Raw genomic sequence first — 20,017 nt, forward strand, 5'->3', positions numbered from 1 at the left:
GCACTCCTCTGAACCGTAATACCTGCTATCATAGCTTGATCCTCTTGAGGACTGCAAGCCTGTTTTTATTATGAACTTGCACACAACAACTCGGGGAGCAGGGTCAACAATCGATCACTCGTGAGTGCATCACCCACATTCCATGTTGACTCCTCCACAGGATATACCCGTCCATTCTGCACAGCCGGAAGGGCCTTCCAACTGGAACTTTTCATCAGCATCTCTGTAGCCTGTCTTGCCACAACTTCCTCAGGCAGCATAATAAACACATGATCTCCCGCGTACTGACGTACCGCTTCAGCCGAAATTTCCTTATAGGCTCTGCCTGCCGCAAGTGCTTCCTTCACTTTGGTAACTGGCCTGAATCCCATTGGATGATATAACATAGGCGCCAGACCGATATTGCCCATAACAAATAATCGTGCACCCCGATGGTATGTAAATACGGATGCCGTTTCTCCCTCTTCAATTACAGTATGGATCTTCGCCCACATCTGCTCAGTACGCTCCGCATAGGAGGTTAGCCATTGTTCAACCTGAAGTTGTCTGCCAAACCAGCTGCCCAATCTGCGCATTCGTTCTTCCAACGTGGCATGTGAATTGTAAGCAAGCGTCGGTGCAATCCGGTAAAGTTGTTCATACTGCTGTTCATTGCTGCTATCAAAAATAATCAAGTCCGGCTTCATGATAACAGCGGCTTCCACATTAACCGGGGCGACCGCGTCATATGTCCGATCTTCCAGCAACTGAATGCCCAGCATCAACAGATCCCCAGCGGAATCTCCGTAATACATCATTCGCTTTGGGTTTACTGGAATATTCACATCATGACCCAACCAATCTTGTACTAATGTCTGCTGCTGAATCGATCTATCATATTGACGAGGAGACAATCCGGTCATTTGGCGAAAACGCCTGCTGAAATAATACTCATCCTTAAACCCCACGCGACTCGCTATATCCCGAAGTGGTTCATCTGATTTGCGAAGCCATTCCTTGGCATGTTTGATGCGAACATGATTCACATAATCGAGCGGCTTGTGACCCGTGAGTTGTCTGAAAAGAGTCGTATATTGTACAGGTCTGATCTCCGCAAGACGTGCCAGTTTCTGTACAGTGATTTCTTCAGCATAATGGTCGTCCACATACTGAATCGTACTGTGTAGTCTTGTTTCCATACTCTGTTCCGTCTTTGGAGAAGTGTACCGGGTAATGATCACCTCCATCCATTTTTGGAACTGTGCATTCAAATGACTGTATTCGGCATCCGTTTTATAATTCCGAAGGACATACATTTGCTCAAGCAACCCACTTAACGGAGCATAGGGATAACCATTCAATTGGTTTCTGTGCTCAAATACAGGGCGAGTAAAGAGCTCGGGATCACCCGTCAACACATGAATAACATCAAAAGCCATTACGATATATTTCAATTCCGAGTTTTTACGATGTTCAATCTGGTACACCTCTCCCGGAGAAAGCGGATAAACACATCCCGTAGTAAACGGAAACTGTTCATGTCCAATATATAAATGCCCATCCCCTTCTTCGCAGATGAGGAAGGCATGTTTCTCACAAGCTACTTCCAGCATCACCTGTTCAGGTGGTTCAATTCGACGTACCAGATGACCCAGCCGAAACATGAATGCTGAAAAGAACAACGCTCCCCCATCGGCATCCAAAGCCTGCATGTCGGTTCACCTCGTTTTTCTAAAATGAGAATAATTATCAATCGTTCTGTATGGTCTGATTATAAGCGAGCGATAGTCAATAATCCAGATATGAGTTTAATCAGCAAAAAAGAGCGTTCAACGAAATGTTGAAGGCCCCTTTTACTTTTTTTATAACTGCATTACTCAAAGGTGTTACTGCCACCTCACTAGCTCGTCACCATTATTGAATCATCTGTTTTGGCAGCTCCTGTAACAGCCACTCCCTGGAAAGGGCATCACTAGAAGCTTTTACGATATTAAAACGATATACTTTTCCTTCTTTCACCGCAGGCAGGTTCTTCCAGATTGTACTATCCAGCAATTCCTTGGTGGATTGCTTAGCATCGTCGGTCACAGGATCCAGAATAAATATCCGATCACCGGCAAATTCAGATAATTTTTCAGTCGAAATCTCTACAAATCCCATGTCTTCATCCAATACTTTCTGGATTTCCGCGGTTGGCTTCAGCCCGTCTTCTCCGTATAACAACTGTGGCAATCCTGCACCCGCCATGACAAACAGACGATTCCCGGGATACATGGTGAATACCGAAGCGGTCTCCCCTTCTTTCAATCCGTTCTCATGAAGTTGCGTCCACATCTCTTCCGTCGCTTTTTGATGAGCCGTAATCCAATCCTCCGCTTCTTGCTTCTTATTCAACAAATCGCCAAGGATACGCATGCGATCTTCTATTAAACCAAACGAATCAAATGTAACTGTGGGTGCAACCTTCGCGATCTGATCATATTGAGCTTCATCACTGTTGGAGAAAATGATCAGTTCGGGATTCAGGTCTAACGCCTTTTCCACACTGATCGGAAATCCTACATCTTCTGCCTGAGCAACCTGATCATCAAATACGGTTCCCTCTTGACGAAGTATGCCTACAGGAACAACACCAAGCGCGAGCAGATCCCCTGTAACTTCTCCATGATAGATAACTCGCTTCGGATTTACAGGAATCTCAACTTCATGGCCTGTCCAGTCTTTGAATATCCGGGTCTCCCCCTCATTCGTCTCTTCCGTTGCAGTTTGGATCTCTGTGGTTTCTGTGGCTGCTTTGGAATCATCTGCGCCAGCAGCAGGTGTTGCAGCCTGATTTCCACAAGCCAATAGCAGGATGGATAACCATGTGATCGTTAATAATACTCCCGTATTTCGTATGCCCTTTTTCATTTCTATTTCTCCCCCTATATCATGTGCGTTGTGCTAGAAATTAATGATATTGATTATCATTATCGGATATTATCATAAAACATGGCTTCTCTCAGCTCAATGGACAAAACGAAATGAGTACTTTCAGTTTTGTACAATACTCCGCTCTTTGCTCCTATGTACTGCATATTCAAGTGCATTTCCCTCTATACAGCTCGGGATTGACGTGATAAATTAATGAGAACTATTTGCCATTTTTAATAACCGGAGTGATGAATCTAATGACCCATTCAGACCATATAACTGCTCGTTCAGCTTTTAAGATACCGACTTCTGATGTGATGACACAGCTGCCAACGCAATTTTTTGCTACCCTTGTTCAAAATGTAAATCGTGAAATCGCAAGTGGACATGACGTGATCAATCTGGGTCAGGGGAACCCGGATACACCTACACCACCTCATATTGTGAAAACACTGCAAGAGTCGGCTGAGAATCCCCTCTACCACAAATACTCCCCTTTTAGAGGGTACTCTTTCCTGAAGGAAGCCGTCGCCAAACGTTATAAGGAAGATTACAACGTTGATCTGGACCCCGAGACTGAAGTAGCCATTCTGTTCGGAGGCAAAACCGGATTGGTTCAGTTACCTCAGATCCTGCTTAACCCCGGCGACACCGTTCTCGTTCCAGATCCGGGTTACCCGGATTACTGGTCTGGTGTTGCACTTGCCAAAGCAAACATGTCATTTATGCCTTTGCTGGAGTCCAATGCATTCCTGCCGGATTATGAAGCTGTTACAGCCGAAGATCGGGAGAAAGCCAAGCTGATGTTCCTGAACTATCCCAACAACCCAACGTCAGCAACGGCGCCCCTTTCCTTCTACGAAGATACGGTTGAATTCGCCATTCAAAATCAAATCGTAGTAGCCAGCGACTTTGCTTACGGTGCGATTGGATTCGACGGACATCGTCCCGTCAGTTTCCTGCAAGCCCCTGGTGCCAAAGAAGTGGGCATTGAGTTCTATACGTTATCCAAAACATACAATATGGCTGGATGGCGTGTTGGATTCGCACTCGGTAACGCAGAGATTGTCTCTAAGATCAATCTGCTTCAGGATCATATCTATGTTAGTATCTTCGGTGGAATTCAGGCTGCGGCAACGGAAGCACTTACTGGCTCCCAGGAATGTGTTGCCTCACTGGTTTCACGCTACGAATCCCGTCGCAATGCGTTTTATGACGCTCTTTCCTCGATTGGCTGGCAAGCTTCGAAACCCGCAGGTTCCTTCTTCAGCTGGTTGCCTGTACCTGCAGGCTATACCTCCGCTTCATTTGCAGACTTGTTACTGCGAGAAGCCAAGGTGGCCGTAGCCCCAGGTATTGGTTTTGGTTCACATGGAGAAGGCTATGTGCGCGCAGGACTGTTAAGTGATGAAAACCGATTACGCGAAGCTGTCGAGCGGATTGGCAAGCTGAATTTATTCAAGTAATTTACAGGACCATAACCCCTTTGCATATGCCAACTTTCCATGGTATGTTATAAGAAATATTGAACGAAACGTGATGACGGGACCAGTAAGAGAATATCAGTCGCGCCCAGAGAGTAAATTCCACCCTGCTGAAAGAATTTACCGCGACTCTTCTCTGAAACCTACCCCTGAGCGGCCTGTTACGTACAGGACAGTGCCTTCTGTTACAGGGCATGAAGCCGGATGATCTAATCATCAATAAAGGTGGTACCGCGGAAGTAACGAACTTTCGTCCTTTTTAACTAAAGGGCGGAAGTTTTTTTTGTACCCGCAAAAGCCTGCTCCAGAAACACTTATTAATCATGTTTAAGGAAGTGAAACCATGACTTCACGTATTGTAGTTAAGATTGGAAGCAGCTCGCTTACAACGGAAGAAGGCGGTCTGGATCGCAGTTCGATCACTTTTTTTGCCGGAGAAATTGCAGCATTGGCTGATCAGGGTCATGAAGTGCTTTTGGTCACCTCAGGAGCGGTAGCGGCCGGATTCCGGGAGATCGGTTATCCTCAGCGCCCCAAACTGCTACATGAGAAACAAGCCGCAGCGGCCGTTGGGCAGGCATTACTGATGCAGGCATATCAACAGGCTTTTGCAGCGCACCGCGTTACTACGGCGCAAATTTTGTTAACTCGTACAGACTTTCACAGTCGTAAACGCATGGGTAACGCAGGTATGACCGTAGAAGAGCTGCTTAAACAGCGAGTGATTCCGATTTTTAATGAGAATGATACGGTGTCGGTGGACGAATTGAAGTTTGGTGATAACGATCTGTTGTCCGCATTGGTTGCAAACCTGGTGAAGGCACAGCATCTGATCATTCTTACCGATACCAACGGCCTGTACACCGCAGATCCGCGTAAAGATCCTTCTGCCGTGCGTTACGACCGTATCCCCGAAATCACGGCTGAGATCTATGCTTTTGCCGGTGGTTCAGGATCATCGGTTGGCACAGGCGGAATGCGATCCAAAGTTGATGCAGCCAAGGTAGCTACACGTGGAGGCGTACCTGTATTCGTGGGAAGTGTGAAAGAACCCGGAGATATGCAGAAGGCAGTTGATGGCACGGGAAAAGGCACTTATTTTGAGACACGACTCGCTTCGCTATCCCGTAAAAAGCAGTGGCTTGGCTTCATGTCCACTCCGCTGGGAACCGTCGTTGTGGATGATGGTGCTGAAGAAGCACTTGTCCATGGGGGCCACAGTCTTCTGCCTGTAGGGGTCAAGCGAGTACTGGGAACATTCCATGCCGGAGACGTCGTAGAGGTCATTGGAATGGATGAAACCTTGCTCGGTCGCGGTATTGTCAATTATGATGATGACCAGCTTCGACTCATTGCCGGACTTCCCAGTGGCGAAGTGATGAAACAACTCGCTAGCATCCACAGACTTGAAGTTATTCATAGAGACGAATGGATTACGTTAAAATAAACATGAAGCTATATTAAGTTAAACTAATCATTTACACGTAACGGAGAGGACAGAAAAAACCTGAAAAAGCGGAGCGTTCGCCTTTATCACCGGATTTTCCCTTTAGAAAAGGGAATCGAAAAAATCTGGGGATAACAGCGATTGGAAGGTTATTCTGTCATCGTAGTGTCTGTGTAAATAATCTTTAGTCCAACATGTGGTTAAAATTTTAACTTTATATATATGAGGAGGAATTAAGATGAGTGAAGTCAGAGAAAAAGCCAGCAAAGCCCAAGCAGCGGTTCCACAACTGAACCGATTGAATACAGAACAGAAAAATACAGCCCTGCGTGTCATGGCAAATGCTTTGATTAAGGAGACGGACTCCATCATTACGGCAAACGCCGAAGATCTGGCAAGAGGCAGAGAACAAGGCACGCCGGAATCCATGCTGGATCGACTCGCCCTTAATAAGGAGCGGATCGCAGGCATTGCTGAAGGGTTACGTCAGATTGCAGATCTGCCTGATCCAGTCGGCGAAGTGTTAGAGACATTTACCCGTCCAAACGGATTACATGTTGAAAAATTAAGAGTGCCGATTGGCCTGATTGGCATCATCTACGAAGCTCGTCCTAATGTAACTGTAGACGCAGCCGGATTATGTCTCAAAACAGGTAATGCAGTGCTTCTGCGCGGCGGTTCCTCTGCCCTGTCCTCCAATCGTAAAATTGTGGAGGTGCTGCATCAGGCACTCACAACGACAGATATGCCTGCTGATGCTTTGCAACTGGTTGAAGATGCAGATCGTGCTTCCGTAGATGAGATGCTTAAGTTGAACGGACTGCTGGACGTCATCATTCCACGCGGCGGTGCTTCCCTCATTCGTAATGTGGTTGCCAATGCAACGGTACCTGTGATCGAAACTGGGGCTGGCATCTGCCATACCTATGTGGATGAATCAGCCGATCCGGTCATGGCAGCCGAAATTGCCATCAATGCCAAGGCACAACGTCCTTCTGTATGTAACTCCATGGAAACGTTACTGCTACATGCCGCATACGCGGAAGAGCACCTGCCTGCTCTTGCCGAACAATTCCGTGAGGCCAATGTGATTTTGAAAGGTTGCGACACGGTACGCCGTCTTGTCCCTTCCGCTCTTGAGGCAACTGAGGAAGACTATGCGACCGAGTACAACGATTATATTTTAAATATCCGTGTGGTCAAGAATCTGGATGAAGCGATGCAGCACATCGCACATTACGGAACCAAACATTCCGAGTGTATCGTAACGAGGGATATAGCCCATGCAGAGCGCTTCATGCATGATGTGGATGCCGCAGCCGTCTATCACAATGCGTCCACACGTTTTACCGACGGATTTGAATTTGGCTATGGAGCCGAAATTGGAATCAGTACTCAGAAACTGCATGCTCGTGGACCGATGGGACTACCAGCACTGACATCAACCAAATATCGGATTACAGGCAATGGACAGATTCGTCAATAATATACCAGCACCAGTTATATAGGAGGAACGATAAATATGAGTCAAGAGCAACAGACGTTACTACAACAGAAGATTACTTTCCACGGAGCAGGCGCGATGGCTGAAGCCATCGTGCGCGGACTGATCTCCCGCCTAGTCGTTCGTCCTCAGGATATTACGATGCTGAACCGCAGCAACCAGAAACGTCAGGAGGAGCTCAGCACCCGTTATGCTGTACATACCGGAACGGCCTCACAATCTCTGGATCACCTTGCCTCCACTCCGGTTATTGTACTCTGTATGAAACCCAAAGATGCTGCCGCAGCGCTGCGCGAACTCGGTCCGTTGTTATCACCGGATCAACTGATCGTGTCTGTCATTGCCGGATTATCAATCCGCACGATGCAGTCCTTGCTTGGTCGTAAACAGCCAATCGCCAGAACCATGCCAAATACATCCAGTACCATTGGACTTGGTGCAACTGGTCTTGCCTTCTCTGCCGAGATTACGGATGAACAGCGCAGTACGGTGATGACCATGTTTGAAGCGGTTGGTATCGTGACCATCGTGCCTGAAGATAAACTCGAAGTGCTCACTGGGATTTCCGGAAGCGGTCCTGCTTATGTATACTATTTAATGGAGGCCATGATTGCCGCAGGTATTCGTGGTGGTTTATCCAGCCAGCAATCTCGTGATCTTACTGTTCAGACGGTGCTGGGCGCGTCACGTATGGTACAACAAACCGGTTTGGAGCCGATGAAGCTTCGTAGTGATGTGACATCCCCGGGAGGGGCAACCCAAGCAGCACTAAAGACGCTGGACGAAGGAGATTTCTTTGAAAATGTAATCGCAGCCGTCAACCGCTGTGCAGAGCGCTCACGGGAGATGGGAGCTGCTTTGGAAGGGGATTTAAAATGAATAACATGTGCACAGCCACATATCGTCTGCATGATGATCATGCAGACTTTCGCAAGAAGGCTCAGTCCATCGCGATCGGCATGACCGTGGGTAGCTGGACGGAGTTGCCACAAGCCCAACGTGAAGCGATGCAGAAGCATCTGGGCGAAGTCATCAGCGTAGAAGTACATGAAGCTAATGGCATGGCTGCGGGTGAGCGTTACGCCGATATTACCATCGGATATCCTGATGTTAACTTCAGCCGTGATATCCCTGCCCTGCTCGTGACGGTCTTTGGCAAAATCTCAATGGATGGCCGGATCAAATTGACAAAGCTTGGTTTCTCGGATGGCTTCCTCAGTGCATTCCCGGGACCAAAGTTTGGACTGAATGGTGTTCGTGATCTGCTTGGTGTGCATGATCGCCCACTGTTAATGAGTATCTTCAAATCAGTTATCGGACTGGATGCAGATGAACTGCGTGAACAATTTATTCGACAGGCCCTTGGGGGCGTTGATCTGATCAAAGACGATGAGATTCTGTTCGAAAATAAATTGACACCTATCGAAAAAAGAGTCGAGGTCTGCATGAAAGCTGCCGAACAGGCACGCCAGGAGACCGGCAAAAAGCTTCTTTATGCAACCAATCTCACTGGGCCTACATCTCGTCTAAAAGAGCAAGCTGAACGCGCTATTGGAGCAGGAGCCAATGCCTTGTTGTTCAATGTGTTGTCCTATGGGTATGATGTGCTGCATGAACTCAGCAGTGATCCAGATATTAATGTGCCGATTATGGCGCACCCTGCTCTTGCAGGTGCACTGTATCCTTCACCACATTACGGCATGTCCGCTTCGGTTGTACTAGGCCAGTTGATGCGTCTTGCGGGTGCCGATCTGGTACTCTTCCCTTCTCCTTATGGTTCGGTTACGATGCCGAAGGAAGAAAATATGGCGATCACGGAGCAATTACTGACAGCTGATCTGCCAGTACGAACCAGTATGCCCGTACCTTCAGCCGGCATCCACCCAGGCCTTGTACCGCTCATTTTGCGCGACTTTGGTACAGATGTCATCGTTAATGCTGGTGGCGGTATTCATGGACATCCTATGGGCACTGAGGCAGGCGGACGTGCATTCCTGCAAGCCATTGAGGCAGCTCAGCGTTCCATTCCACTCGCGCAATATGCAACCGAGCATCCGGAGCTGAAAAGCGCATTGGACCTATGGGGTGGCGAACGATGAGAAGTGATAAGAAAACAGTCATTTTCTGTGACTTTGATGGTACGATTACGCTCTCGGACAATATTGTCGCAATCATGAAACATTTCAAGCCTAAGGGCATTGAAGCGATTATGAAAGATACGATTGAGCAAAAAATCTCGCTGCGCGAAGGCGTTGGAGCCATGTTTGCTCTGTTGCCTGCATCCCAGAAAGATGAAATTGTGGAATTTGTGCTTGGACAAGCGGGCATCCGTGAAGGATTCAGCGAGTTTCTTGACTACGTTCGCAGCGAAGGGATCGAATTCAATGTGACCAGCGGTGGTATGGACTTCTTTATTGAGCCGTTACTCGCACCATTCCATATCCCGCAGGATCATGTCTATTGCAACGGAGCTGACTTCTCGGGTGAAACCATTAAGATTGAATGGCCGAATCCCTGTCAACCTCCTTGTGAGAATGGCTGCGGCATGTGCAAAACAACAGTGATTCGTACCTTCCCGGAAGGTCAATATAATCGAATTCTTATTGGAGACAGTCTGACAGATTTTGAGGGTGCAAAGATTGCCGATCTCGTCTACTCCCGCTCCATTTTGACGGATAAATGTATTGAACTTGGTGTGGACCATGTGCCATTCGTTACCTTTTACGATATCATCGAAGATATGAAACAGAAGCAAACACAAGGAGTGCTGTAAACGATGGGCTTTGAAAAGATTACATTGGAACACAAACGTCAGGTCCTTGAAGAACTGGCTGATATTAAAGCGTTGTTCGCCAGCCGTAACTGGTTCCCTGGAACAAGTGGCAATCTGTCGATGCGTGTAGGAGACTTTGACCCGGAGCAATTTTATTTTGCGGTTACTGCCTCAGGCAAAGACAAATCTCTTCGCACACCGGAAGACTTCCTTTTTGTAGACAAGCATGGTAAAGCGATTGAAACAACAACGTTGAAACCAAGTGCCGAAACGTTGATTCACTGCGAAATCTATCGTTTGACCGGCTGCGGTGCTGTATTCCACGTGCATACCGTGTTTAACAACCTGATCAGTGAATTCTTTGGAGCAGATGGACACGTACCGATTCAAGGAATCGAATTGATCAAGGCTTTCAACATTTGGGAAGAAAATGCGGAGATTCGTGTACCCGTTCTGCCTAACTTTGCGGATATTCCATCTATCGCTGAATTGGTGCCAGGTGTACTTGATGCCAACGTACCAGGAATTTTGCTGCGTAACCACGGCATATATGCGTGGGGCAAGGATGCTTTTGAAGCGAAACGTCATCTGGAAGCGTTCGAGTTCTTGTTCGAAGTGATGTACCGTCAACTTCTGCTGAAGGGCGCTACGAAATAGCAATCATTTATTCGAAAACAAAGCTGCACAACCAAAAACACGCCAGAGGCTGATATACATAGCCCTTGGCGTGTTTTTATGTTATGGGATAACAGCGATTGAAAGGTTGCTCTGTCATCGTATTGGTAGTGTAAATAATCTCCAATTCAACTTGGATCGTAAATTACAGTCGATCATCCCGATCCTTGAATAAAAAGAGGCTGTCTGCTCCCTCATCATTTCGATGAGCAGCACTATGGATCCCCGTCCCCCTCTGCTTGCCAAACAGCAGCTTCAAGCCGCCAAAAATGAGCAGCAAGGATACAATGACGGTGTTCAGATAGGAACGGATCTCATACGTCATGAATGCATTAGGGAAGAGCTCATTCAGCTGTGGAATGACAAGACGGATCGCCAGGTAATATAGACCCAGCGCGGCAATCCCGAATCCAATCAGACGCTGATGGCGGGCCCAGTCCTTGAAGATCGGTTGATCAACCAAAGGCTCGCGTCCATAGCGACTGGAACACTGTAGCCCGTCAAAGAAGCTGTAGAACCAGATCAACGGAATCATGAACAGGAACACCGATAAATGAAGCAGATCCAGAATATAGATGCTTGCAAGGAACAGGAACATTAATTGCATGCCTCTTTTTTGCAATCCCAGATAGAGATGACCCGCACCTGGAAAAGCGGAAAGCAGCGTTGCAAGCACTTTGCTACGTCGTCCGGCTACTCTGCCCATTTCCAATTCTTCGAATAATGTCCGATCCTGCAGTATCTCACCAGCTTGCTTACGGTGGACATGCTGCACCGCATCAAACATGCAGTATACCCAAATTACTGGCAGAATGAGTAAGAACATTAGAAACACCGATTCATTGGTGATCGAAGCTACAAAAACCATCATGGCAAATGAACCAAAGAACGCCATCAGGAACGACAACCCACGATGCAACAAACCCAGATGAAGATGGCCCAATCCCGGAACAAATGAGAGCAAAATGGTGAAGAACCGTTCACCCTCACTACCTTTTTGGTACATGGGTTGACCATAGGGCCCCTCTGGATGGCCATATTCACCACCTGGATGTTGATGTAGCTCATCTTCATTCATCTGCTCCATAGGCCCTTGCTGACCCATGTATGCTCCCTGGTAGGCTGCTCCTTGGTGTGGAGGAGCTCCATAAGCCGCACCGTATCCCCTATAATGAGCATCTCGTGCAGAAGGCGCACGGAGCAGAACAATAATCATGTCCAGCATACTGATCCCCCAGAAGAAAGCGGCAAAAAGTGCACCGATAATCATTAAATCTTGATCATTAGTGACCATTGCTAGCATAAAAGAGCCAACAGCTGTTCCAAAGAAAAGCAATGGATAAATCACAGCCCTTGCCGCCCGTCCCCAATACATGAAACCGAGACCTGGTATCAGGTTTAATAGAAATGCGAGTAATTTGTTACGATCTGAGTGCACAGTCGTCATCCTTTCTTTTCAGGCAATGCGAAACTATTTATGGTTTAGGCTTGAAGTTATCCAGCCATGAAGTGGCTGCCTCCGTCCATTTCTCGGTAAAAGACCCTCTGTGGTCGCCATCCTGGAACTTGTGATATGGTGCTACCTTGTCAAAAAGTCCAGACGAGAGGAAGATCAATGTCAAACAGGCCGCTACCGCGTAATGAAACACTTTATGTTCAAGCCAACGCCGGTTCCGTCCAGCGCGGGATTTACGTTGAGACTTAGAGGATTGAATTCCCTCAATCCGATGCATGACTGAATCCGCAAACCCTGCCGGGTCAGGCAACGGAGGCAATTCCCCATGGATACCGAGCGCTTCCAAATAGATGTCCATCGCATCCGGATCTTCCAGCAGAAGCTGTTCCATTTGGTTCGCTTGAGTTTCACTCATATGGCCTTCAATATAATCAGTCCACTGCGCAGCGGTATACTTCTCCTGTTTACTCACGCCATTCATCCTCCTTCCAATGTTTTCGAATCCACTGCCGGGCACGATACAAGCGGGATTCCACGGTCTTCACAGCCACCTGTGCATCACTGGCAATTTGCTCATAATTTTTTTCGCTTAGATAATACGCAGTGATAATGTCACGATGCTGAGCAGGCAACTGATTAATTCGTTCACGAAGTTTATCCTGACGTTCTTCACGAACGAGACGGGTAAGAACGTCTTCATCCCGTCCGGGCATATTGATTATTTTTTCTTCTCCACCCGGATCCTCAGCAGCTCGTCTGCCCAGCTTGCGTTTGGCATCAATCGCTTTGTGAAAGGCAATTCGGGTTAACCACGTTTTGAAACCTTCAGAACGGTAGTCGGGGAGAGACTTATACATCTGTATGAACGCCTCCTGAGCTGCATCCTGTGCTTCCTGATCGTTCCTGAGTACGGAATAGGCCACATGGTATACATGCTGGCTATACTTATCAATCAGATTACGCATCTGAGATGTATCTCCTTGACGGATTTGTTCGATTACGCGCGCTTCATCAATAACTCTCCCCTCCTCTCCAATACTATAGACGACAGCTTGTGTGTTAACCCCTGCGTGATCTATCAAATTTTTATAAAACAAAATGAAATCATTGCCTGAAAGGTTGATGTTGCTGATCACTCATCCAATCTTTAATCCAAAAAAAACAGGCACAGAATGACTTCTGGCCTGTTTCTTGTCCCTGCCTACGCTGGAATTAACGTCCACCATTACGAAACCGCTGTGTGTACGCCTTAGCGTCTTGAACGGTCTTGACACGATTGCGACTCCACTCAAGCAGGATTCGATCGATATACCGGAAATGTACTTTGCCTGCAAAAACCGCTTCCTTCAGAGCCATTAGAATCAATTCCTCTTGATAACGGTCCTGATCCAACCAGCCGGATATCGTCTCGCACTCCATTGGCGAGAGCGGACGTCCGAATTCTTTTTCGAAAATGGAGAACATGTTCCGTTCTTCCTCTTCTTTTTGAACACTGTTCGAATCTTGACGTGCTGTATTGCTGCGCTGCTGCTCCGCACGGAATGCGGCTACTTCTTCAGCAGTACATGCTGCAAGCTTGGCATATAATCCATGTAAATCGTATCGCTCGTACTGGATGTCCCGTTCTTCGTCACGGTGCTCGTCAATAGCAATATACCCATCCCTCATCAGACGTTGCAACATTCTGGCAATGCCTTCTGGTGCAAGTCCCATGCGCGCCGCAAGCTCTTCAAGCGTCGGAAACTCATTGAACTCTGCCTGACGGAACCCTAGCAGTTGAATCAGAAGAAGCACTTCTGCATCTGATAGGCCAAGCTGGTGATAATAACGTAACAAGGCATACGGCAGATGGGCGGTACCCGAAGTCATGCCATAAGCTGCTCCATCCAACCAAGCTTTGGATGTGGTGTCTTCCATAGACGCTCCCCGGTTAAGCATTAAGGGTACAGACGATAGAGCATACGTGGGAATGCGATTGTTTCACGTACATGATCCAATCCACAGATCCAAGCTACCGTCCGCTCCAATCCCAGACCGAAACCGGAGTGAGGAACCGATCCGTATTTACGCAAATCCAGATACCATTGATAAGCTTCATCCGAGAGATTGTGCTCCTCAAAACGTTGTTGCATCAATTCCGGATCATCGATACGCTGCGAACCGCCAATAATCTCTCCGTAGCCTTCTGGTGCAATCATATCCGCACAGAGAACAACTTCAGGACGATTCGGATCTGGTTTCATATAGAATGCCTTGATTCCAGCAGGGTAATGTGTAATAAAGACCGGTGTATTGTACTTCTCAGCAATTGCTGTTTCGTGTGGTGCACCAAAGTCTTCTCCCCAAGGTATATCAAAGCCTTGTCCATGCAGGAATTCAATCGCTTCATCATACGTAATACGCGGGAATGGAGCTACGATGCCTTCGAGTTTGGATACGTCACGACCGATAGATTCCAGTTCTGCACGGCAGTTTTTTACCACGGATTGAACGACATGAGCGATAAATTTCTCTTGTACGCGCAGACTTTCCTCGTGATCTACAAATGCCATTTCCGGCTCTATCATCCAGAATTCAATCAAGTGGCGACGTGTTTTGGACTTCTCTGCGCGGAATGTTGGACCGAAGGAATATACCTTGCCCAGCGCCATGGCTGCAGCTTCCATATACAATTGACCACTTTGTGTCAGATAAGCATCTTCATCAAAGTATTTGATGTGGAACAGGTTCGTTGTTCCTTCCGCAGACGATGGTGTCAAAATCGGAGGATCAACTTGTGTGAATCCGTTACCATCAAAGAACTGCTGAACAGCGCGAATAATCTCTGCACGAATCACCATAACAGCACGCTGCTTCGTGGAACGAAGCCACAGATGACGATGATCCATCAAGAAATCAACACCATGCTCTTTAGGCGTAATTGGATAGTTTTCAGTCAGGTGAATGATCTCAACCCCTGTAACAGTCATCTCGTAACCGGACGCACTGCGAGGTTCTTCACGAATAATACCTGTAACATACAAAGAGCTTTCTTGGGTCAGGCTTTTGGAATTGTTCCAGATCTCTTCACTAACTTCACTTTTTACAACAACCCCTTGGATATATCCGGTTCCATCACGCAGCTGCAAAAACTGAATTTTACCGCTGGAACGTTTGTTGTTAATCCAGGCACCGATTGTTACGGTTTCGCCCACATGCTCGTTCACATTACGAATTACACAATTCGTATTCATGCCCATATCTCCCCTTGGTTCCTGAATTTGAAAATGCAGCGGGCAGGCTTATGCCTGTCCTCTGCACTTCCTTGTCATTCTATATTTACTTTACAGTTAGATTACTGAGAATTCAATACGATTCGGTGTGTATCACGTGCAATGACCAATTCTTCGTTAGTTGGTACAACGAGAACTTCCACTTTGGAATTCGCTGTTGTGATCCGGCGTGGTTCGCCAGAACGAATGGCATTCAACGCTTCATCCAGTTCAACACCCAGATAAGTGAGCTGCTCACATACTTTTTGACGAAGTACAACGGAGTTCTCACCTACACCAGCCGTAAAGACGATCACGTCTACACCGTTCATTGCAGCTGCATATGAGCCGATGTATTTACGCAAACGGTACTCGTACATTTCAAAAGCAAGCGTGGAGTTGGCATCGCCATTCTCCATACCTTCCGTAATCTCACGCATGTCACTGCTGATTCCCGAGATCGCAAGCAATCCACTGTGTTTGTTCAGCATGGAGTTCACTTCGCTTACGCTCAGTTCTTCCTTGTTCATTACATAAGGTACGATGGCTGGGTCAAGGTCACCAGAACGTGTTCCCATCATCAGTCCTTCAAGCGGAGTCATACCCATTGAAGTATCAACGGATACGCCACCTTTAACTGCGGTTACACTACCACCGTTACCCACGTGACAAGTGATGATTTTCAGATCTTCCAATGGACGATCCAGATACTCAGCAGCAGCCTTGCTTACGAAATCATGGGAAGTACCATGTGCGCCGTAACGACGTACTTTATATTTTTTGTAAAGCACACGCGGAATAGCATACAGATAAGCTTTTTCCGGCATCGTCTGATGGAACGCTGTATCAAAGACCATTACCTGTGGAACACCAGGCATATTGGCTTCAGCCGCACGAATACCCATCATTGCTGCAGGGTTATGAAGTGGAGCCAAGTCGAACAAACGACGAATTTCAGCTTTGGCAGCATCATCTACCAATGCAGATTCTTTAAATGCTTCACCACCGTGAACAACACGGTGTCCAACAGCTTGAATTTCACTTACAGAATCCAGTACACCATTTTCTTTATGAGTCAAAATATCAATGACTTTACGGATCGCTGTTGTGTGTTCCAAAATTTCACTAACTTCTGTAACATCCTCACGGCCTGTCGGTTTATGTGTCAGAATGGAGGAATCCATTCCGATCCGCTCTACCAGACCTTTAGCCAGTACAGATTCGTCAGTCATATTATACAGTTGATATTTGAGCGAGGAACTCCCCGCATTAATTACGAGTACTTTCACAGTCGGTCACCATCCTTGTCGTACTTGAAGAATCCTTCGCCTGTTTTGGCACCCAGGTGTCCTGCACGCACCATTTTCTTCAGGACTGTAGAAGGACGATATTTCAATTCTCCGAATTCACGGAACATTCTTTCGAGTGCAGCTTCAACAGAATCCAAGCCGAAACGGTCAGCCATTTCGAGTGGTCCATGTTGGAAGTTGTATCCGATGCGCATTGCGTCATCGATATCTTCAGCAGATGCAACACCTTCTTGCAATACATGCAACGCTTCGTTAATCAACAGGCAGATCAAGCGGGAAGTTACGAATCCAGGTGATTCATAGATCATGACTCCTTTTTTGTCCGCTACTTCTTCAACAAAACGTCTGGTCTCTTCGAATGTTGTATCCGAAGTTTTCAGTCCACGAATAATCTCTACAAGATCAACCCGGGATACCGGGTGAATAAAGTGCATACCAATAACACGCTCTGGGTATTTGGTCGAGCTTGCAAGCTCGGTCAAACTCAGCGTGGATGTATTACTTGCCAGAATGACATTGCTTGGGCAAACTTGGTCCAGTTGGCTGAATACTGCTTTTTTCGCATCCAGATCTTCTGAAATCGTCTCAATGACCATGTCACAAGTTCCAAGTTCAGCTAAATGAGCTACCTTGGTAATACGGGAAAGAATCAATTTCTTTTCCGCTTTTGTAATCGCCCATTTCTCCAGTTGTTTATCCAGATTGGTTTCGATCATGTTATATGCATGATCCAGCTTTTGTGTTGTATGCTCCACGAGAAGCACATCAAGTCCTTTGGCTGCGAGCATCTGGGAAATACCTTGCCCCATCGTACCGCCGCCGACAACTCCTATTTTTTTGAAAAACATGGTTCTGCTCCATCCTTTCGGTTCTCTATTTCTCTATTGTACCCTGTTCGCCGAAAATTACAAATTTCGACCCAACATATAATAATATCTTAGCACGAGTGAAATGTAAAAAAAAATAACCAGCATAAATAAATTATGCTGGTAGAAGGGCACTGTCACGAAATTGACAACGAAATTGTTCGCCAGACAAAACTTCCTCACGGATCAAGATGTCGAGTGAATTGTCGAAAATTGTCCGTTGTGCTTCAAGCAACTGCTTCGTCTGTTCCATCAGTTCTTGCAGAATTAATTTATTCTCTCGCATCAGTTCCTCGGTTGTGACCATATCCATGTTCACAATCCCAAGTGAAGTCAACCCCGAAGCCATCATCGTCTGTACAACATTGGTTGCTTGATCGAAGTCATTGCGTGAACCTGTGGAACGACCACCGTAGTACATCTCCTCCGCAGCTGCTCCTCCGAGTGCAATCATGATCTGCTCTTCCAGGAAGCGCTTCGTATAAAGGAACTGTTCCTGTTGCGGGTTATGACGTACATATCCCAGCGCCTGACCACGCGGACTAAGTGCCACCTGACTAACACTGCCTGGACGAACGAGTTCAGCCATAATGGCATGTCCCAACTCATGAATGGCGACCCTTTTCTTCTCTTCCACACTGGACTCACGGTCTGTCTTCTCACCCATCATGACTTTATCAATAGCCAGAGACAAGTGCCGCTGTTCGATGTTCAACAGCCCATCCCGCATGGCGTATATTGCCGCTTCGTTCATCACACTTTCGAGTTGTGCACCAGAGAAACCATATGATTCTTCCGCTGTTTTCTCCAGATTAACTTCCTTCATCAGAGGTTTATTCACCGCATGCAGTTCCAAAATATGCTTTCTGCCCTTTTTGTCAGGCAAGTCCACTTGAATGTGGCGGTCAAAACGTCCCGGGCGCGTCAGGGCGCTATCCAGCATCTCTTTACGGTTTGTTGCAGCAATAACCAGAATTCTTGGCGTATCAGAAGTATAGATTCCATCCATTTCCGTCAGGAGCTGATTCAGGGTCTGATCATATTCACGCTGTTGACCGCCTTCACGTTTACCCCCAATGACATCAATCTCATCAATAAAGATAATAGCGTTTTCCTTATTTTCCTTGGTGGCACGGGTCCTCGCGTCCTTGAACAAATCCCGAATTCTGCTGGCACCCACACCAACATACATTTCTACAAATTCACTACCCGATGCTGCTACAAAAACAGAATCGGTGTAATGGGCAGCAGCCTTGGCCATCAACGTTTTCCCCGTTCCTGGAGGGCCAGTCAGCAAAATCCCTTTTAACGGGCGAATCCCGAACTTACGGATTTCTTCATGTTTGATGAGAAAGTCAAGCGCTTCACGCAATTCCTGCTTAGCACTATCTTGACCTCCAATTTCTTCAAAAGTAAGCTTGGAAGGTCCTTTTTTCTTCCGTTTACGTTCCTGTGCAGCGCCTACTGTAATCCCGCCACGCATTTGCATCATGAACAATAAAGCTCCGACAAGCACCCCTGCAATCAGAATCGGAACAATATTAACACCAGTAAAAGCAAGGAAAATAATCAATACGGGAAAAAATCCGATGGCGACTTCTTTTGTCCACTTAGGCATTAGGCCACACTCCTATCTGACCGGGCACACGCGGCAGAATAATAAACTTGCTGGCATCTCCGTCTCTGAGACTGACATATACATTGTTGTCATCCATCGCTGTATTTACCTTCATTCCATTCGTCGCCATCTTTGACAACGTTGGTGTAATCTCGGTGTATTGCTTGTTCTCCATCGCCTGAGCTACGGTGAACATCGCATCCCCCCACCAACTTTCCAGTGCTTCACTGGAATGATCCACAACATCCAACTTTAGTGAACGTGTTCCAATCAGGGTCTGTCCTTCTTTGTGAATATATTGTACCAGTCTGCCCAAATCAACATCAGGTTGCAGATCCAGTTTCAATTGTACGTCATTGCGGTTAATAGTTAATTGAACGTCATTGACTCCATCGTACTGGGTAACCATCTTTTCAATCGGATTCTGCACGGCCACCTGACGATATACAAACCAACCTCCAAACAACACAACGGCTGAAATGACGGCAGTTAAAGCAATAGGCAATACTTTTAGCTTCAAGTGAATTACCCCTCCCAGATTTTGGCCTAACCTACTGGCTTATTGGTATATACGAATATGTGCATATTGACTCCTGCGAGAATTTCGACAGGATTATTTGTTTTGAATGTAACTTTGAGTACATATCTGAGTATATCACATCGTATATACAATTTCGAAGGCGAAAATATGAATAAATTATTAATTTTAACTATTTAAATCAAAAATGTTTACAGACAACA

The 20,017-nt window shown here is 46.7% G+C and carries 18 protein-coding genes and 1 other annotated feature; of the genes, 7 read left to right on the forward strand and 11 right to left on the reverse strand.

Annotation, left to right across the window (positions count from 1 at the left end; translation table 11 throughout):
* Positions 1 to 68: 68 nt before the first annotated feature.
* Entirely contained in the window at positions 69 to 1,691 is a 1,623-nt protein-coding gene (locus MKY92_RS18695) for an AraC family transcriptional regulator (RefSeq protein WP_339297269.1), read from the reverse strand.
* 202 nt (positions 1,692 to 1,893) lie between these two features.
* Positions 1,894 to 2,889, reverse strand: a complete 996-nt coding sequence (locus MKY92_RS18700) for an ABC transporter substrate-binding protein (RefSeq protein WP_339297270.1) — start codon at positions 2,887 to 2,889, stop codon at positions 1,894 to 1,896.
* 260 nt (positions 2,890 to 3,149) lie between these two features.
* Here MKY92_RS18700 and MKY92_RS18705 point away from each other — a divergent pair, with 260 nt between their 5' ends.
* The 7 genes from MKY92_RS18705 (at position 3,150) to MKY92_RS18735 (ending at position 10,757) form a co-directional block, all read left to right on the forward strand.
* Positions 3,150 to 4,358 carry a pyridoxal phosphate-dependent aminotransferase gene (locus MKY92_RS18705; RefSeq protein ID WP_339297271.1) on the forward strand — a complete coding sequence of 403 codons (1,209 nt, stop codon included), beginning with the start codon at positions 3,150 to 3,152 and terminating at the stop codon, positions 4,356 to 4,358.
* A 64-nt stretch (positions 4,359 to 4,422) separates the two neighbouring features.
* Positions 4,423 to 4,637, forward strand: a binding site (T-box leader).
* An 82-nt stretch (positions 4,638 to 4,719) separates the two neighbouring features.
* Positions 4,720 to 5,823: a glutamate 5-kinase gene (gene proB / locus MKY92_RS18710; RefSeq protein WP_047843533.1), complete on the forward strand. Its 1,104-nt coding sequence runs from the start codon at positions 4,720 to 4,722 to the stop codon at positions 5,821 to 5,823.
* A 238-nt stretch (positions 5,824 to 6,061) separates the two neighbouring features.
* A complete protein-coding gene (locus MKY92_RS18715; protein ID WP_339297272.1) occupies positions 6,062 to 7,309 on the forward strand; it encodes a glutamate-5-semialdehyde dehydrogenase in 1,248 nt (415 codons plus the stop codon).
* Positions 7,310 to 7,345: 36 nt separating this feature from the next.
* Positions 7,346 to 8,206, forward strand: a complete 861-nt coding sequence (gene proC / locus MKY92_RS18720; RefSeq protein ID WP_036671976.1) for a pyrroline-5-carboxylate reductase — start codon at positions 7,346 to 7,348, stop codon at positions 8,204 to 8,206.
* Entirely contained in the window at positions 8,203 to 9,426 is a 1,224-nt protein-coding gene (locus tag MKY92_RS18725) for a 2,3-diketo-5-methylthiopentyl-1-phosphate enolase (RefSeq protein WP_339297273.1), read from the forward strand. The genes proC and MKY92_RS18725 overlap by 4 nt, the downstream gene beginning before the upstream one ends.
* Entirely contained in the window at positions 9,423 to 10,100 is a 678-nt protein-coding gene (locus tag MKY92_RS18730; RefSeq protein WP_339297274.1) for a 2-hydroxy-3-keto-5-methylthiopentenyl-1-phosphate phosphatase, read from the forward strand. The genes MKY92_RS18725 and MKY92_RS18730 overlap by 4 nt, the downstream gene beginning before the upstream one ends.
* A gap of 3 nt (positions 10,101 to 10,103) precedes the next feature.
* The gene (locus MKY92_RS18735) at positions 10,104 to 10,757 is read left to right on the forward strand and encodes a methylthioribulose 1-phosphate dehydratase (RefSeq protein WP_036607600.1); all 654 of its coding nucleotides are present in this window, start codon (positions 10,104 to 10,106) and stop codon (positions 10,755 to 10,757) included.
* Between the two features lie 163 nt (positions 10,758 to 10,920).
* On the opposite strand, the gene MKY92_RS18740 is transcribed toward MKY92_RS18735, so the two are convergent.
* The 9 genes from MKY92_RS18740 to MKY92_RS18780 form a co-directional block, all read right to left on the reverse strand.
* Positions 10,921 to 12,222: a multi-tm2 domain protein gene (locus MKY92_RS18740; protein ID WP_339297275.1), complete on the reverse strand. Its 1,302-nt coding sequence runs from the start codon at positions 12,220 to 12,222 to the stop codon at positions 10,921 to 10,923.
* Positions 12,223 to 12,250: 28 nt separating this feature from the next.
* Complete coding sequence (locus tag MKY92_RS18745; RefSeq protein WP_339297276.1) at positions 12,251 to 12,703, reverse strand: hypothetical protein; 453 nt, start codon at positions 12,701 to 12,703, stop codon at positions 12,251 to 12,253.
* Positions 12,696 to 13,313: an RNA polymerase sigma factor gene (locus MKY92_RS18750; protein ID WP_339297277.1), complete on the reverse strand. Its 618-nt coding sequence runs from the start codon at positions 13,311 to 13,313 to the stop codon at positions 12,696 to 12,698. The genes MKY92_RS18745 and MKY92_RS18750 overlap by 8 nt, the downstream gene beginning before the upstream one ends.
* Before the next feature lie 130 nt (positions 13,314 to 13,443).
* Positions 13,444 to 14,148, reverse strand: a complete 705-nt coding sequence (locus tag MKY92_RS18755) for a DnaD domain-containing protein (protein ID WP_221820358.1) — start codon at positions 14,146 to 14,148, stop codon at positions 13,444 to 13,446.
* A gap of 20 nt (positions 14,149 to 14,168) precedes the next feature.
* A complete protein-coding gene (asnS, locus tag MKY92_RS18760; RefSeq protein WP_339297278.1) occupies positions 14,169 to 15,464 on the reverse strand; it encodes an asparagine--tRNA ligase in 1,296 nt (431 codons plus the stop codon).
* Between the two features lie 101 nt (positions 15,465 to 15,565).
* On the reverse strand, positions 15,566 to 16,771 hold the full coding sequence (locus MKY92_RS18765) for an acetate kinase (protein ID WP_076209944.1): 1,206 nt from the start codon (positions 16,769 to 16,771) through the stop codon (positions 15,566 to 15,568).
* Positions 16,768 to 17,640, reverse strand: coding sequence for a 3-hydroxyacyl-CoA dehydrogenase NAD-binding domain-containing protein (locus tag MKY92_RS18770; protein ID WP_339297279.1), 873 nt, complete (start codon positions 17,638 to 17,640; stop codon positions 16,768 to 16,770). Before MKY92_RS18770 ends, MKY92_RS18765 begins: the two co-directional genes overlap by 4 nt.
* Before the next feature lie 133 nt (positions 17,641 to 17,773).
* Positions 17,774 to 19,276, reverse strand: coding sequence for an AAA family ATPase (locus MKY92_RS18775; protein ID WP_339297280.1), 1,503 nt, complete (start codon positions 19,274 to 19,276; stop codon positions 17,774 to 17,776).
* The gene (locus MKY92_RS18780; protein ID WP_076209942.1) at positions 19,269 to 19,796 is read right to left on the reverse strand and encodes a hypothetical protein; all 528 of its coding nucleotides are present in this window, start codon (positions 19,794 to 19,796) and stop codon (positions 19,269 to 19,271) included. Before MKY92_RS18780 ends, MKY92_RS18775 begins: the two co-directional genes overlap by 8 nt.
* Positions 19,797 to 20,017: the final 221 nt, after the last annotated feature.

The sequence above is a fragment of the Paenibacillus sp. FSL R5-0623 genome (assembly GCF_037974265.1).
Taxonomy (GTDB): Bacteria; Bacillota; Bacilli; order Paenibacillales; family Paenibacillaceae; genus Paenibacillus.

Excerpts from the sequence above, each read along its gene's own strand:
- MKY92_RS18770 (WP_339297279.1), bottom strand. The coding sequence starts at position 17,640 with ATGTTTTTCAAAAAAATAGGAGTTGTCGGCGGCGGTACGATGGGGCAA.
- MKY92_RS18725 (WP_339297273.1), top strand. The coding sequence starts at position 8,203 with ATGAATAACATGTGCACAGCCACATATCGTCTGCATGATGATCATGCA.
- proB (WP_047843533.1), top strand. The coding sequence starts at position 4,720 with ATGACTTCACGTATTGTAGTTAAGATTGGAAGCAGCTCGCTTACAACG.
- asnS (WP_339297278.1), bottom strand. The coding sequence starts at position 15,464 with ATGAATACGAATTGTGTAATTCGTAATGTGAACGAGCATGTGGGCGAA.
- MKY92_RS18705 (WP_339297271.1), top strand. The coding sequence starts at position 3,150 with ATGACCCATTCAGACCATATAACTGCTCGTTCAGCTTTTAAGATACCG.
- MKY92_RS18755 (WP_221820358.1), bottom strand. The coding sequence starts at position 14,148 with ATGGAAGACACCACATCCAAAGCTTGGTTGGATGGAGCAGCTTATGGC.
- MKY92_RS18715 (WP_339297272.1), top strand. The coding sequence starts at position 6,062 with ATGAGTGAAGTCAGAGAAAAAGCCAGCAAAGCCCAAGCAGCGGTTCCA.
- MKY92_RS18740 (WP_339297275.1), bottom strand. The coding sequence starts at position 12,222 with ATGACGACTGTGCACTCAGATCGTAACAAATTACTCGCATTTCTATTA.
- MKY92_RS18695 (WP_339297269.1), bottom strand. The coding sequence starts at position 1,691 with ATGCAGGCTTTGGATGCCGATGGGGGAGCGTTGTTCTTTTCAGCATTC.
- MKY92_RS18735 (WP_036607600.1), top strand. The coding sequence starts at position 10,104 with ATGGGCTTTGAAAAGATTACATTGGAACACAAACGTCAGGTCCTTGAA.
- proC (WP_036671976.1), top strand. The coding sequence starts at position 7,346 with ATGAGTCAAGAGCAACAGACGTTACTACAACAGAAGATTACTTTCCAC.
- MKY92_RS18700 (WP_339297270.1), bottom strand. The coding sequence starts at position 2,889 with ATGAAAAAGGGCATACGAAATACGGGAGTATTATTAACGATCACATGG.
- MKY92_RS18730 (WP_339297274.1), top strand. The coding sequence starts at position 9,423 with ATGAGAAGTGATAAGAAAACAGTCATTTTCTGTGACTTTGATGGTACG.
- MKY92_RS18775 (WP_339297280.1), bottom strand. The coding sequence starts at position 19,276 with ATGCCTAAGTGGACAAAAGAAGTCGCCATCGGATTTTTTCCCGTATTG.